11 protein-coding genes are annotated in these 15361 nt (G+C 65.2%); 2 read left to right on the top strand and 9 right to left on the bottom strand.

Features of this window, described 5'->3' with window-relative positions; all coding sequences use genetic code 11:
* Positions 1-95: 95 nt before the first annotated feature.
* Together CupriaWKF_RS23270 and CupriaWKF_RS23265 are read right to left on the bottom strand one after the other, a co-directional pair.
* On the bottom strand, positions 96-1658 hold the full coding sequence (locus CupriaWKF_RS23270) for an acetolactate synthase large subunit (protein ID WP_276103087.1): 1563 nt from the start codon (positions 1656-1658) through the stop codon (positions 96-98).
* 17 nt (positions 1659-1675) lie between these two features.
* Entirely contained in the window at positions 1676-2455 is a 780-nt protein-coding gene (locus CupriaWKF_RS23265; RefSeq protein WP_276103086.1) for a GntR family transcriptional regulator, read from the bottom strand.
* Positions 2456-2815: 360 nt separating this feature from the next.
* Between CupriaWKF_RS23265 and CupriaWKF_RS23260 the strand changes: the two genes are divergently transcribed.
* Together CupriaWKF_RS23260 and CupriaWKF_RS23255 are read left to right on the top strand one after the other, a co-directional pair.
* Entirely contained in the window at positions 2816-4381 is a 1566-nt protein-coding gene (locus CupriaWKF_RS23260) for a glycosyltransferase family 39 protein (RefSeq protein WP_276103085.1), read from the top strand.
* Positions 4382-4735: 354 nt separating this feature from the next.
* A complete protein-coding gene (locus CupriaWKF_RS23255; RefSeq protein ID WP_276103084.1) occupies positions 4736-5233 on the top strand; it encodes an acyl-CoA thioesterase in 498 nt (165 codons plus the stop codon).
* 82 nt (positions 5234-5315) lie between these two features.
* On the opposite strand, the gene CupriaWKF_RS23250 is transcribed toward CupriaWKF_RS23255, so the two are convergent.
* The 7 genes from CupriaWKF_RS23250 to CupriaWKF_RS23220 all read right to left on the bottom strand — a co-directional run bounded on the left by CupriaWKF_RS23250 (position 5316) and on the right by CupriaWKF_RS23220 (position 15208).
* The gene (locus CupriaWKF_RS23250; protein ID WP_276103083.1) at positions 5316-6734 is read right to left on the bottom strand and encodes a sensor histidine kinase; all 1419 of its coding nucleotides are present in this window, start codon (positions 6732-6734) and stop codon (positions 5316-5318) included.
* A 198-nt stretch (positions 6735-6932) separates the two neighbouring features.
* Entirely contained in the window at positions 6933-7136 is a 204-nt protein-coding gene (locus CupriaWKF_RS23245; RefSeq protein WP_276103082.1) for a CsbD family protein, read from the bottom strand.
* A gap of 64 nt (positions 7137-7200) precedes the next feature.
* On the bottom strand, positions 7201-7782 hold the full coding sequence (locus CupriaWKF_RS23240) for a hypothetical protein (RefSeq protein WP_276103081.1): 582 nt from the start codon (positions 7780-7782) through the stop codon (positions 7201-7203).
* Between the two features lie 276 nt (positions 7783-8058).
* On the bottom strand, positions 8059-11178 hold the full coding sequence (locus CupriaWKF_RS23235; RefSeq protein WP_276103080.1) for a CusA/CzcA family heavy metal efflux RND transporter: 3120 nt from the start codon (positions 11176-11178) through the stop codon (positions 8059-8061).
* A gap of 13 nt (positions 11179-11191) precedes the next feature.
* Complete coding sequence (locus CupriaWKF_RS23230) at positions 11192-12400, bottom strand: efflux RND transporter periplasmic adaptor subunit (protein ID WP_276103079.1); 1209 nt, start codon at positions 12398-12400, stop codon at positions 11192-11194.
* Positions 12384-13652 carry a TolC family protein gene (locus CupriaWKF_RS23225; protein WP_276103078.1) on the bottom strand — a complete coding sequence of 423 codons (1269 nt, stop codon included), beginning with the start codon at positions 13650-13652 and terminating at the stop codon, positions 12384-12386. The genes CupriaWKF_RS23230 and CupriaWKF_RS23225 overlap by 17 nt, the downstream gene beginning before the upstream one ends.
* Before the next feature lie 404 nt (positions 13653-14056).
* Positions 14057-15208 (bottom strand): acyl-CoA dehydrogenase family protein, encoded by a 1152-nt coding sequence (locus CupriaWKF_RS23220; protein WP_276103077.1) that lies wholly within the window; start codon positions 15206-15208, stop codon positions 14057-14059.
* Between the last annotated feature and the right edge of the window lie 153 nt (positions 15209-15361).

Genomic DNA, 15361 nt, shown 5'->3' with positions numbered 1-15361 from the left:
CTGCCAGATTGCCGCACTATGCGCGGTGCAGCAATTCGCATCTGCCAAAGGCAGGATTCCCGAATGCGGAAATCCCCCTTCGGGCACGCCGATGCTCAGATGACCAGCTCGATCAGGAACGGACCCTTGCGCTGGTTGGCCATGCGGAAGAGGTCGGCAAATGTCTCCATGTCGTGCGCGCTTGCGCCCTCCACGCCCATGCCATTGGCCATCTGCACCCAGTTCAGGTCGGGGCTGCCGATGTCGAGCATGTCGAGCGCGGTCTTGCCCGGGTTGGCGCCCACGCCGGCCAGCTCGCCCAGCAGGATGGCGTATTTGCGGTTGGCCAGCAGCACCACGGTGACGTCGAGTTGCTCGCGTGCCATGGTCCACAGCGACTGCAGCGTGTACATGCCGGAGCCATCGGCCTGCAAGGCCACCACACGGCGGCCCGGCGCGGCCACGGCGGCGCCGGTGGCCAGCGGCAGGCCGGCACCGATGGCGCCGCCCGTGAGCTGCAGCCAGTCGTGCGGCGCGGCGTTCACGGTGCCCGGATAGAAGGCCCGCCCGAAGCTGACGCTCTCCTCCACGACGATGGCCTGTTCCGGCAACAGCGCCGTCAGCGTCTTCGCCACGGCTTCCGATGTGACCGCGCCGCGCGGGATGTTGGCAGATGCCGCAGATGCTGATTGCGGCAGCGCCGCGTTCCTTGCCCCAACCTCGTCGGCGAGCCGGGCCAGCGCATCGGCGAGATCCTCTTCGGGCCGCGCCAGCACGTGCACCCCGGCATCTTCCGGATACGGACGCGGCGACTTGCCCGGATAGGCGAAGAACGTCACGGGCGCCTGCGCACCGACCAGGATCACGTTGCGGATGCCTGCCAGCCGGTCACGCGCGACGTCGCCGGAATAGGGAATGCGATCCACCGCCAGCCGCCCGCGTCCGCGCGACACGCGCGCGTTCGACATGGGCGTGATCAGCCGTGCCTGCGTGGTAGCGGCAACGCGGTGTGCGTCGGCGAGCGGCGCTTCGCGCAGCGCGCTGCCCGCCAGCACGATCAGGGTTGGCTGGCCGGAGCGCAGCACGCGCGCGGCGTTCTGCACGGCGTCCGGCGCGACCTTGGGCACGGACAGCGGCGGCAGTGGCGCGGCCACTTCACCGCCGGCATCCCAGCAAACGTCCGAAGGGAGGATCAGGCTGGCGACGCCGCCCGGCGCGGCGCGTGCGGCCTGCACCGCCGCCGCGGCATCCGCGCTGACCGACGCGGCATGCGTGGCCGTGCGCGTCCACACCGACACCGGGCGGGCCCAGCCCTCGGTGTCGGCGGTGAGCGGCGCATCGAGCGGGCGATGGTAGGTGGCCTGGTCGCCGATGATATTGACCACCGGCGTCTGCGCGCGGCGCGCGTTGTGCAGGTTGGCCAGGCCGTTGGCCAACCCGGGGCCGCAATGCAGCAGCGTGGCGGCAGGCTTGTCGGCCATGCGCGCGTAGCCGTCGGCGGCGCCGGTGACGACACCTTCGAACAGTCCCAGCACGCAGCGCATGCCGGGAATGCGGTCGAGCGCCGCCACAAAGTGCATCTCGCTCGTGCCGGGGTTGGCAAAACAGGTGTCGACACCGCTGGCCAGCAGGGTCTTGACCAGGCTTTCAGCGCCATTCAACGCTTGGGAGGTTTCCATGGTTCGGGTTCCATGATTCAGGACGGGTTGGCTTCGGACGGCGGCCGGAACCCGGCCAGCAAGTCGAAATCGAGACAGACGAATTCCGTGGGGAATTCAATGCGGGCGTAGTACACGATCACATCGTCAACGCAGGCGTAGCGGCGCAGATCGGCCACGGGGGCCCCGACTGCAAGGTCCAGCGCCACAGCGGATTTCGCCCCGGCCGCGACGATGGTCAGCCGCTGGCGCGCGGCGCTGACCTGCAGGCCGGGAAAGCGGTCCAGCACCTGAACCGAGGCGCCATGCCGGAAGGCCTCCGGCTCGCGCGCAAAGACGCCGGCCTCGATGTACACCTCGCAGATGGCGAAAGGCCGCCCCTCCGCCCGGTGCAGGCGGCGCAGGAAATGATATTCAGGGGCCCGCCGGCCGCTGCACGGCAGGCCCAGGTCGGCGGGCAAGGCCACGTTGCCCCCGGACTCCACCAGCGCCTCGGTGTCGATGGCATCGCCCACGGCAACGGCCTCGTCCCAGCTCGTGGACAGTGACACACGCCGCTGTGGCCGCTGGCCGGCCTTGACGAAAGTACCGCGTCCGCGCGAACGCTCGAGCAACCCTTCCTCGTCCAGCAGCGACAGGGCCTGGTGCATGGTCATGCGGGCCACGCCGTACTGGCGGCACAACGCCTCCAGCGACGGAATCTGCGCGCCGGGCCCCCACGCCCCGCTTTCGATCTGGCGGCGGAAGATGGTGGCGAGCTGCAGGTAGACGGGCTGGCGGCTACGGGAAAGGAGTTCTGTCGATGGCTTGTCCGGCATGGCTGGCCAGGCTGATGCTCTGCCCGGTTCAATCACCGTGCGTGGGGCACCCCGGCATCAGACGGCATGCCGGACTTTATAAAGGTCTACAAACCTAGACTACTAGGGTTTACCGCGATCAAGGCTCTCTCTTTGTGGTTATTAATCATCATTCTTTTGATCGCTATCACCCGGCCATTAATGTGTCAACTCGCACATTCATATTTTGAAATTTTTCGTAACACTTTGAGATAATCGAATCCTGCGACAGCGACAATGGCGTTCGTTCGCGCCTAGCGGTTCCCAGCGCAGCAGTTCAATGAGCAAGATTTTCAAATCTTTTCCGACATCCGACCCGGCGCACGGATTTCCAAGATCAAAGTGGAAAAATCATCAACTTATTCGCGTGGCGAAGTAGCGCAGGCGCCCGCAATTCTTCCCGGCGCGCTAGAGACATGGTCCGGCACCCTGCAACGGCTGGGCGCGAGCCGGATCCTTGCCCTGGCAGTCCTCGCTCATGTCATTCTCTGGACACTTTTGCCAAGCCTGCTATTGCAGAATGCATCACTCGACATTATCGAGGCGCTGGGCTGGGGCCATGAATGGCAACTCGGGTATGAGAAGGATCCGCCGCTCTGGCCATGGGTAACAGAAGTTCTGACCATGTGGCCAGGCAAGAATCTTTGGGCCTGCTATCTTGCCGCCCAAGTCTGTATCGGAACGGTCTTTGTCGCGGTCTGGCAGTTGGGCCGCCGCATCACAACCAAGCGCGAAGCACTCATCGGAGTGCTTCTGCTGGAAGGCGTCTATTACTTCAACTTCCCCACCCCGGAGTTCAACGACATCATCCTGCAGATGCCGTTTGGCGCGCTGTTTGGCTGGCTGTTGCATCGCGCACTGACCGACAATCGCCTCGGCGACTGGTGCCTGAGCGGACTCGTTGCCGGCCTTGGGCTATGGGCGCGCTATTCGATGGGGGCCTATCTCATCCCCATGGCCATCTTTGTGCTGGCGCACCCGCAGGCCCGCCGTCGTCTCGCCGAACCGGGTCCGTGGGTATTGGTATCGACCGCGCTGCTCACGTTCCTTCCGCATATGCTCTGGATCGTCGATACCGGTTTCATGTCTATCGAATATGTTGCCCGGCGCGCGCCCGAGGCCGCCAGGGGCGCCTACCTGATCAAGCTGGTTTCGTTTATCGGCGCGCAGCTGGCTGCGGTCATTCCGATGCTGCTCCTCGCAATGATGCTGTGGCGCTGGAAGGACAAGAACGCAGCGCCAACGCCCTCGGAGCCGCGTCAATTCGACCGGGCCTATCTTGCCGCCCTGGCCCTGGGGCCGCTGCTCTTTTCGCTGGGCCTGTCGGCCATCACGCATAGACCGCCGCGGGTCATGTGGGCGGCGCCGCTGCTGTGCTTCGTAGGGTTGCTGATCGCTACCGAGATCAGGCCGGTGCTGACGACGGAGCGGCTCCGTACCTTCAGCCGCGCGTGGATGGTGGCCCTGCTACTTCCCGCATTGTTGTTCGGGCTCGATCAACTGGGCCGGCCAATCCTCCTCGGCAAGGAAAGCCGGACGCATTTTCCGGGTCGGGAACTTGCCGCGGAAGTGACAACCCGATGGCAAGCCGAGACAGGCAAGCCGCTGAAGTACGTGATTGGCGATACATGGTATGCGGGGAATGCCGCGTTCTATTCTGACGATCGCCCCACGGCCTTTTTTGGCTACGGCGGCTATCGCTTCAACCCCTGGGTGACGCCTGAGGACCTGGACAAGTCCGGTGCAATGCTGGTCTGGGATGCCGAACACGAGGGAGCAGGCATTCCGCCATTTTTTGCGGAACACTATCCTGGGGCAACCATACAGTCAGCAGTGACTCTCCATGGCCCTGCTTCGGACCATAAGCTGGGCATGGCAATACTCTTCCCCAACCAACGTGGTGAGTGAACGAGTCCCACCGTCATTCAACGGCTTCCCGGTGCAGGCACAATGCACGGATGCCGTTGCGCGCTGCCAGCCTTCAGCGATGTTGTTGGCGAGCGTCTGACCAAGGCGAATAGCGCGGCTGCTCGCCATCATGCGCCCGCGTCTTATGGGAGCGGCGCTCTGCTCGCGCCCGCTTCAGCGTCGGCGGGCACCCGACGGCCAGGCCTTTCACGCGCCCGGCCTGCGTTGCCACAGTGCCAACGGCACCACATCCTCGCGCCAACGCCATGCAGCAAGCGGCCAGAATGCGTTATGCCCCAACTTCCCCGGGGCCTGCGCGACTGCCGCTTCGCAGTCATTCTCAGGAGTCAATCCATGTTGATGCGAGACGTGATCCCCCAAGTGCTGAACCGCGGTACTGCCATGCTGACCCAGGACCTGCTGGAGACACCCCCGCAGAAGACGTTCCACCACGCGATCGATATCTATCTCAAGGATTCCAATGCCTTCATGAATACCTATTTCGCCCGCTATTTCGAATGGCAGGGCATCTGCCGGGAACGCTGGTTCCACGAATGCATCCATGACAACCTGCTGGCAGCCGGCGGCGTCTTCGTGACCAAGCGCGCACACCAGGAGTATGTCGAGGAGACGTTCCCATTCCAGCGCGTGGACTGCTACCTGAACACGTTCCAGGTCAAGCAGTGCTCGGCGTATCTGTTGTTCCGCTTCTGCGTCGGCGGCAAGCCGGTGTCGCTGGGGTACCAGCAGATCGTTTTTGCCGACAAGGAAAAGCGGATCAGCCGCTTCCCGCGCGGCATCATCGAGCGCGTCAAGGAATATGAACTGGTCCTGCCGGCACTGGCCAGCTAAGGCCAGGTAGCGCTAGCAATCGTCGGCCCGCGGCCGGCAAGACCGCGGGCCGAGATGCAGGCCCGGCGCCGCCGGATCGGGGTCAGCCGGCGACGCTGGCGCGCAGGCGCCCGTCCGCCATGGGCGTGAAGCGCGGCAGCCGCAGCGTGAAGGTGGTATGCGAGCCGGCCACGGACTCGCACTCGATGCGCCCGCCGAACGACTCGATGGCCCGGCGGCAGAACGCCAGCCCCAGCCCGGCGCCGGTACCATGCGCCTTGGTGGAGAAGAAGGGATCGAAGATGCGCGGCAAGACGTTCGCCGGAATGCCGGAGCCGGTGTCGCGGAAGCGCACGATGTGAAACGGGCCCTCGGCCGAGCCGACAATGTCGATACCGCCGTCGCCGCGCGCGCGGATCGCATGGAGCGCATTCTTCAGCAGGTTGAACAGCACGTACACCAGCAGCGTGTCCGAGCCCACGAAGCGCCAGGCGTCGTCGATGCCGCGCACCTGCACGCGGGCACGATCGTCGCCCTGGAACGGATAGCGTTCGAGTGCGGCGCGCACGCAGTCGCCGATGCCGTGGGGCGCGAAGGTGCTGCGGTCCAGTCGCTCCAGCGTGACCGAGGCCAGCGCCATGTCGATGACGGTGCTGGTGCCATCCACCTCCCTGGTAATCGCGCCCACCAGGCTGGACACCCGCTCGAGCTGGCCGGGACGCATGCGGTCTTCGCACAGCCCGTGCTCCACGGCCAGCCGGTAGCCCTGCAGCACCTCGGGCCAGGTCCGCGCCATCTCCTGCGCCTGCATGCGGATGGAAGCGAGCGGCGTGCGCACTTCATGCGCCACCGTGGCGGCCAGCGAATACGGATGCATCAGGTCGTAGCGCACCACGCTGACCGCGAGCATGCCAAGGCTCAAGGCCACGAACACCACGCCGGGCGGGTAGAAGGCATAACCGTAGTTGGCCGCGTAGTCCACGGCCGCCAGCGAGTACAGCACCACCGCCATGAGGCACAGGTTGTAGCGCTTGCGGCGTTCCGCGGTCGCGTTGCGGCGGGCTTCGAGCAGGATCCAGGCACTGCGCATCGCCACCAGCACGGTCTGCAACAGATGCAGCGGATGCAGCGGGCCGGCCTTCGGGTAGTCACCGAAGAAGTACGTATAGTAGCCCGCCACCACCTGGTTGCTCGACAGCAGCAGCATGGCCAGGACCACGCTCATGCCATACGAGGCAAGCAGGATCGGCCGCTCATCGCGCCGCTCGGTCACCTCGGCGATGAAGTGATAGTACGTCGTCGGCAGGAACAGGATGAACAGGTAGCCGAGCCGCGCGAGCAGCGTGGCCACGTCGGGATGCTGGGCCTGGAACAGGAAGACCCACGTCCCCTGCCAGGCGAAGGTGGTCACGCACAGCAGAAAGAACGACGCCGACACGCGCGTCACGCCCTTGGTCACCAGCACATAGAGGCCGTAACCGAGAAAGGTGGACGAGACGAAGGCTGGCAGGGCGGCGTACATGCGTGGCGCGGTGAGTGGGTGTCCCCGAAGCAACACGACATGTTAAGTCGGGGCAGCCTGCGGCGTGCATCATTTGATTGCATTCTGAGCTAACTTGCGCTTAACGCATCCCCTACTAGCTGGGGGTTCCAGAAACACCAGGGCGGCGGCGGAGTGCTTGCGCACCCTGCCGCCGCCCCGCTTCCGGGCTGCCGACGCTTACCAGCGCGCGTCGTTCTCCCACTGCTTCATTTCTTCCTCGACACGCTCCTTCGTGTAGCCGTAGCGCTCGCGGATGCGACCGGCAAGCTGGTCGCGCTTGCCCTTGATCTGCGTGATGTCGTCATCGGTGAGCTTGCCCCACTTTTCCTTGATCTTGCCCTTGGCCTGGTCCCACTTTCCTTCGATCTGTTCCCAGTTCATGTGGTGCTCCTTGTCGTCGATGTTCCGTGATGGTCGGCGCATGCCGGCTTCGGTACCGGCCGGCTTAGCGGCCGTACTTGGCCTTCACATCTGCCACGCACTTGTCCTTGCTGTCGCCTGTCATCGCGTCGCAACGCTCCTTGTCAGCCTTGTAGGCGGCGTCCATGGTGTCCTTGCGTGCATCGCGACGGGCTTCGGCGACATCGGTGCGCGTACCGGTCGCGGCGGCCTTTTCGATCTTGGCCTCACCCAGGGCCTTCTCATGGGCTGTCTTGGCGTCCTTCTTGCACACGTCCTTGTCGTTGCCGGACTTGTCGTCGCACATTTCCTTGGCCACGTCGTAGTCGCGGTCGGCCTTGGTCTTCATGGCCTTGGCACGCGCCTTTTCGGTACCGTCGCGCTTGGCTTCGGCGTCGGCCTTGGCGACGTCGCGGTCGCGCTTGGCCTCGGCCTTGCACACGTCCTTGGCGTTCCCGCTCATGCCATCGCACTTGCCCTTGGCTGCCTTGTAATTGTCGTCGGCCTGCTTGACTGCGGTGTCATAGTCGGCCTTGGACCCGGCTGGGTGGGTCTGGGCCATGACATAGCTTGCCGGGACGGCAACCATCATCGAACACACTGCTGCTGACAGCCATTTCTTCATCATGTCGGACTCCTTCCACGTGAATGATTGGCGGGATTGCCGTCGCAGCTGACAGCCGGGTTCCCCCGGCGGCCCTGCTGCATGTGTTCAGCGTAGGTTTTGAGCCGCCGCTCCTGCAGGAGTAGCGTTCCGAAAGCGGCGTCAGAGGATTCCGACAGAGCCATGGCCGGGCGAGGGAAAAGGGACGCCTGCGAGGCGAAGGGGCGATGCCGGGCATGGCCATTCCGTGCCCCGCAAACAAAAGGCCCGTCTGGGGGACGGGCCTTGTTACGGCTTACATCAGGAGGACAGCGAGTCCGACAACCGGTTGTTTGGCTCGTCGACTTCCTCGTCGGGCCAGTTGCGGCCCACCATCCACTCGTACAGCGTGGGCAGCACGATCAGCGTCAGCATCGTTGCGGTGATCAGGCCGCCGATGATGACGATGGCGAGCGGGCGCTGGGTCTCGGAGCCGATGGCGCGCGAGATCGCCATCGGGAACAGGCCCAGCATCGCCAGCAGCGCCGTCATCAGCACCGTGCGCAGGCGGTCCATCGAGCCGGTCAGCACGGCCTGGCGCACCGGCATGCCTTCATCGCGCAGCTGGTTGAAGTACGTCACCATCACCACGCCGTTCAGCACGGCCTGCCCGAACAGTGCGATGAAGCCGATGGCCGCCGACACCGACAGCGGGATGCCCGTCAGGAACAGCGCGAACACGCCGCCGATCAGTGCGAACGGGATGTTCGAGATGATCAGCGTGGCGCTCTTGAACGACTTGAACGCATTGAACAGCAGCAGGAAGATCACCAGCACCGACAGCGGCACCACGATCGACAGCCGCGCCATGGCGCGTTCCTGGTTCTCGAACTCGCCCGACCAGCTGATCTTGACGTCGTCCGCCTTCACGTTCTTCGCCACCAGCGCCTGCATGTCCTTCACCACGCTGCCCATGTCGCGGTCGTGGATGAAGATGCCGATCGAGGTGGTGCGCTGGCCGTTTTCGCGGCTGATGTTCATCGCGCCCGAGGCAGCACGGAACGTCACCAGCTGCGACAGCGGCACCTGCGCGCCATCGGCGGTCTGCATGAAGATGTTCGGCAGGTTCGGCAGCTCGCGCTCCGACGGCTTCAGGCGCACGGCCACGCTGAAGTGCTTTTCCCCTTCCCACAGCTCCGTGGCAGCCTTGCCGGCCAGCGCGGTTTCCATCAGGTCCTGCACATCGGCCACGTTGATGCCGTAGCGCGCGGCCTGGGCGCGGTCGAAATCGAGCACGTACTGCGGCAGTTCGCCGTCACGGTCGATAAAGGCGCGCATGACGCCCTTGACCGACTGCACATTGGCCAGGATCTGGTCCGCCACCTGCTTGTTGTGCTCCAGGCTGTCGCTCTGCACCTTGATGACGATCTGGCCCTTGATCTGCGAGATCGACTCCAGGATGTTGTCACGCACCGGCTGCGAGAAGTTGGGCTCGATGCCCGGCAGCTGGCGCAGGTTGTGGTTGATCTCCTCGATGATCTTGCGCTTGTCGTAGCCGGCGCGCCATTGTTTGTCGTTCTTCAGGTCGACAAGGATTTCAACGGTGTTGATCAGCTTCGGGTCGGTGCCGTCGTCGGGGCGGCCCACCTTGGAGATGGTCGTGTTGACTTCCGGCGTCTTGCGGATCACGCCGCGCAGCTTGCGCGCCTGGCCGCGGGCCTCGTCGATCGAAACCGAGGCCGGCAGGTCGAAGCTGACCCACATCGAGCCTTCGTCGAGTTCGGGCAGGAATTCGCTGCCCAGGAACTTGCCCACGCCGACGGTCGCCACCAGCAGGCCCAGCGCCACGCCCACCACCGTCTTCTTGTTGTCGAGGGCCCAGGCCAGCATGGGCTCGTACAACTGCTTGCAGTAGCGCACCACGAAGTTGTCGTCGTGCGCAATGTTCTTCTTCAGCAGCAGATGGCACAGCAGCGGCACCAGCGTCAGCGAGATGATCAGCGAACCGATCAGCGCGCCCGTCACGGTATAGGCCATCGGCGCGAAGATCTTCCCTTCATGCCGTTGCAAGGTGAAGATCGGGATGTGCGCGGCGATGATGATCACCATCGAGAACACGGTCGGCCGGCCGACTTCCGTGGTGGCCTGCAGGATCGCGTAGAGCCGCGCCTTGCTGTCCTGGATCTGCTGTTCCTTCAGCTCGCCCAGGCGCTTGAAGATGTTCTCGACCACGATCACCGCGCCGTCGACGATGATACCGAAGTCCATCGCGCCCAAAGACAGCAGGTTGGCCGGGATGCCGACCCAGGTCAGCCCGATGAAGGTCGACAGCAGCGCCAGCGGGATCACCAGCGCCACGATGGCCGCCGCGCGCACGTTGGCCAGGAACAGGTAGAGCACCGCCATCACCAGCAGCGCGCCTTCCACCAGGTTGCCGAACACCGTGTGCAGCGTCTTGTCGATCAGCGTGGAACGGTCGTAGTACGGCACGATCTTCACGCCCTTGGGCAGGATCTGGTCGTCGAGCAGATCGATCTTCTTCTTGAGCGCGTCCAGCACCAGCGACGGGTTCTCGCCCTTGCGCATCACCACGATGCCCGAGACGATGTCGTCTTCGTCGTCCTGTCCCATCAGGCCCTGCGGCGGCGCCGCGCCGATCTTCACCTCGGCGATGTCCTTGACCAGGATCGGCGTGCCGTTGTTCTCGGCCACCACCACATTGGCGATGTCGGCCGAAGTCCGGAAGCTGCCCAGCGAGCGCAACAGGAACTGCTGGCGCCCGTTCGCCACGGCGCCGCCGCCGGCGTTGGAATTGGCCCGCTGCAGCGCGGTGAACAGCTGCGACAGCGAGATCTTGGCGTCGCGCATGCGTGCCAGGTTCGGGTTCACCTCGTACTGCTTGGTGGTGCCGCCGATGGTGACCACGTCCGCCACGCCGGGCACCTGCCGCATGTTCTTCTCTACCACCCAGTCCTGCAGCGTGCGCAGTTCCTGCGGCGTGTAGCCCTTGCCCGTCAGCCGGAAGCGGTAGATCTCGCCGATTGCCGTGGACAGCGGCGCCAGGTCCGGGTGCACGCCGTCAGGCAGGTCCACGCCGCGCAGGCGCTCCAGGATCTGCTGGCGCGCGGTCACGTCGGTGGCCTTGTCGTTGAAGGTCACCATCATGAACGACAGGCCGAACTGCGTGTGCGAGAACACGCGCACCGAATTGGGCGTGCCCGCCATCGCGGTTTCGATCGGGATGGTCACCTGGCGCTCGACTTCTTCCGCGGCGCGGCCGGGGTAGAGCGTGATGATGTTGACCTGGATGTCGGACACATCCGGGAAGGCCTCGATCGGCAGGTTCTTGAACGCGGCCAGGCCGCCGCCCACGAAGATCAGCAGGCCCAGCCAGACGAACAGCTTCTGGTGCAGGGCAAAATTGACGATACGCGAAATCATCTGGCGGCCGTCCTTATTGCTTGGCCGCAGCGCGCGCCTTGTTGACGGCGGTGGCGTCGCGCAGGATGTCCTGCAGGTACAGGTTGCCTTCGGTCACCACGATTTCGCCGTCCTTGATGCCGTCGAGCACTTCGGTGATACCGGGCAGCGACACGCCCACTTTCACCGGGCGCCGCACGAAGGTATTCGCGGCAGTCCGCACGAACACATAGTTGCGGTTATCAGCCAGGAACACGGCCTTGGAGGACACCGCGATGCCGGTAAACGAGGCGGCCTTCAGTTTTGCCGTGACGAACATCTCGGCCTTCAGGCGCCGATCGGGATTGGGAACGGTGAGGCGCACCTTGATGCTGCGCGCGGTGGGATCGACATAGTCGGCCATCTTCACCACGGTACCGGTGAAGGTTTCGCCCGGGTACGCGGCGGTGGACAGTTGCACGTTCACACCGGCCTTGAACAGGCCCATGTCCGCCTCGGCGGCATCCACCTGCGCCCACAGCGTGGTGGGATCGGTCACCAGGAACAGCGGCGCGGTGGTGGGCTGGTCCGGGCGCAGTTCCATGCCGGGGTTGATGTTGCGTTCCACCACCAGGCCGTCAATGGGGCTGCGCAGGGCAAAGCGGTTGACGCCCTCGCCCACGATCGCACCGTACTGGCGCAACGCGGCCTGCGTGCGCTGCAGGTCGGCGGTCGCGCGGGCTGCTTCACCTTGGGCTTGTTCCAGGTCTTTCTGCGCGATCACACCGGCCGCGTACAGCTCACGTTGGCGAGCCAGCGCCTTGGAGGCCACAGCGTTGTCGGCGGCGGCCTTGCGCGCGTCGGCCTGGGCCACGCCGAAGTCCGACGAAGTCAGGTTGGCCAGCGGCTGGCCAGCCTTCACCGTGGTGCCGGGCTGCACCAGGATTTCCGTCACGCGGCCCGCGAACGGCGTGGACACGCGCACGGTCTTATCCTCATTCCAGACCAGGCGGCCCGGCAGGCTCAGCATGCGCTCGCCACCGGTATGGGCCGGCTCGCCCGCGATGCCTGGCAGCGCCTTCACGCTGGCCGGGAACTGGACGGTCTCGCCGCTCACCTTGGGCTCGTCATCGGCTTTGGGCGCTTCGTCCTTGCCGCACGCGGCAAGCGCGAGCGCGCACAGGGACAAGGCGGCCACGCGCGCGGGCATGCCGGCGCGGGAAAACTGGAACACTTCGGACAGCAGATTAGGGACGCGGCGCATCGGTACGGACCTGGGAATTCGGGATGGAGCTGACGGGAGTGGTGGTGGACTGCAACGCCGTGCGGTATGCCGACAAGGCTTTGGCATAGTCGCCCTGTGCATTGGTGGCGTCGAGCCGGGTCTGGCGCAGCGCGCGGCGCGCATCGAGCAGGTCGAGCACGCCGGTGGCGCCCTTGGTATAGGAAAACTCGGCGCTTCCGGCCACGGATTCGGCGGCGGGCACGACCGATTCGCGCATCTGCCTGAGCGACAGGCGCGCGGCTTCGAGCTGGTTGCGCAGGCGCTCGACTTCGTTCTGGGCCTCGAGCAGCACCCGGTTGCGGTCGTCGAGCGCGGCGTAGTAGTCGACCTCGGCGCGGCGCGCTTCGCCGCCGTTGCTGTGGCGCACGAACAGCGGGATGGAGACAAAGACGCCGTAGCTGTTGCCGCTGCCGTTCGTGTTGGTCTCGGAAACCGGGTAGTGCTCGTATTGCGCGCCCACGGTCACGTCGGGCACGCGGCCAGCGCGGGCCAGGTCGCGCGCCGAGGCGGCGGCGGCCAGCCTGGCCTCGGCCGCGGTCACGTCGGGACGGCGCTGCGCGATATCCGGATCGACCGGCGGCGTCGGCTCGTCGAGCGATGGCCAGTCCGGCACCAGGCGGTTATCGGCCAGCGTGCCCGGCACCCCCATGGCCTGGGCCAGCTGCGCCTTGTCGCGCATATGGTCGGCCATGGCCTGCCGCATGTCGTTCTGCGCACGCAGGTTGTCGAGCTGGAGCTTGGTCACGTCGGCGCGCGAGACATCACCGGCCTTCAGCCGGGTCTCGTTGGCCTGTTGCGTGCGGGTATAGAGCGCCACCGTCTCGGTCAGCACCTGGACACGTTCCTGGCTGACCACGGCATCGTAGAACGCCTGCTCGACCGCGCCGGTCTGCTGCGCGACCACGGCCTGCAGTGCCTCGCCGGCCGCCACGCTGGCCTTCTGCGCGGCATCCTTGCGCAGATTGCCCTTGTTGGCGGTCTCGACCAGCTGGTCGATGCGGAAGGTCGAATCGACGGTCTTGCTGCGCAAGTTGCCCGAGCCGACACCGGCGTGCGGGTTGATGTTCTGCACGCCCACGCTCAGCACAGGGTTCGGGCGTTGCGATGCGATCTGGATGTCCGCCTGGCTGGCTTCTTCGCCGCGGCGCGCTGCAATGATGTCGCGGTTGCAGCGCAACGCGTCCTGGCGCGCCTGGGCCAGTGTCAGGCTGGCCTTGGGAGGCGGCGGCATGCAAGGCCCGTCGGGCGGAAGCGGCTGGCTGGCGGCTTGGGCCAGCGGGGCCGTCAGGCCAGCTACGGCCGCCAGGATGACGGCGGCGGCAGCGCTTGAAGCAGGAAAATGCACGATTCGGTCTGGCTCGGTTTGACAACAGTCAGAGGTAAACGACCGTGCCCGCCGATTGGTGCACCGAACTGACGATATTTCGTCGCCTGGCGCGTCATTGGCGGCGTTTTTTGCCTTGTCCGGTACTTGCGCACGATCTCCCGCCCGCATTCAACCCGAATCGGATTACAAAGCGCTTTCATCCTGGCAAAAAAAAGCGCTAACTGCAGCGATAACACCGAATCGAGGGAAAACCCCAGTGCCCAAAATGCACCAAATAAGTGCATTTCGCCTTAGGAATATCGTCAGGTCTAGGCCCGATCATCCAGGCCCAGGCTTCTGCCGATAATTTCCTTCATGATCTCGCTGCTGCCGGCATAAATACGCGAGATACGGGCATCGGTGTACATGCGGCAGATCCGGTACTCCTCCATGTAGCCGGCGCCGCCGTGGAACTGCACGCCCTCGTCGACCACCCGACCCTGCAACTCGGAAGTCAGCAGCTTGGCGGAAGCCGCGGTCTCGACGGTCAGCGTGCCGGCATTGTGCTGCAGCACGCACTGGTCGACGAACGTCTGCAGGGCGTCGAGCTGGGCACGCAGCGCCGCCAGCCGGAAGCGCGAATCCTGGAACGTGCCGATGGCCCGACCGAACGCCTTGCGCTCCTTCACGTAGTCCAGCGTGATGTCGAACGCCACCTGCGCCGACGCCATGTAGCCGCAGGCGCCGATCAGTCGTTCCTCGGCCAGGTGCCGCGTCAGGTAGCGGAAGGCCTGGCCGGGCTCGCCCAGCACGTTGGCCTTGGGCACCTTGACGTTGTCAAAGAAGAGTTCAGAGGTGTCCTGCGAGTGCAGCCCCATCTTGCGCAGCTTGCGCCCGCGCTCGAAGCCGGGCATGTCGCGCTCGACGATGAACAGGCCCAGCCCGTGGCTGCGCTCGGGATCGGTACGCGCCACCACCACCACGTAATCGGCAAGCTGCCCGTTCGAGATATAGGTCTTGGCGCCGTTTAGCAGCCAGTGGTCGCCCTTGTCTTCGGCGCGGGTGCGGATGCCCGCCAGGTCCGAACCGGTCTGGGGCTCGGTCATGGCAATGGCGAAGATCTTCTCGCCGCGCGCCGCGCCGGGCAGGAAGCGCTGGCGCTGCTCTTCGTTGCCGATGCGGCCGACATACGGCGCCACCAGCCGCGAATGCAGCGTGCCGAAGAAGCCCGTGTCGCCATGGCGCGCATTCTCTTCGATGAGGATCTGCTCATAGCGGAAGTCCTCGACGCCGGCGCCGCCGTACTGCTCGTCCGCCCACATCAGCAGGTAGCCCTGCTCGCCGGCCTTGCGGAACACATCGCGATCCACGCAGCCCTGCTCGCGCCAGCGCTCGCCGTGCGGAGCGACCTCGCGCTGGTAGAAGCGGCGCGCGGACTCGCGGAAGCTCTCGTGTTCGGCGTCGAAGATAAGGCGTTGCATGCGGTTGTCTCCTTTCTTGGTTTTGCTGACGGAATCGGTCCAGTGTCGGCCTTGCGGCCGGTGTCAGGTTCGTCGGAAAGGATGATTTTTGGCGCGGGTTGTGGCGCCGGCAACCGCAAAGGCTGCAACCGCTAGGCTTGCGCGGCAACCTTG

It is taken from the genome of Cupriavidus sp. WKF15 (genome assembly GCF_029278605.1).
GTDB lineage: Bacteria > Pseudomonadota > Gammaproteobacteria > Burkholderiales > Burkholderiaceae > Cupriavidus.
The sequence above is the reverse complement of the archived record's forward strand: the minus strand, read 5'-3'. Positions and strand labels throughout refer to the sequence as shown.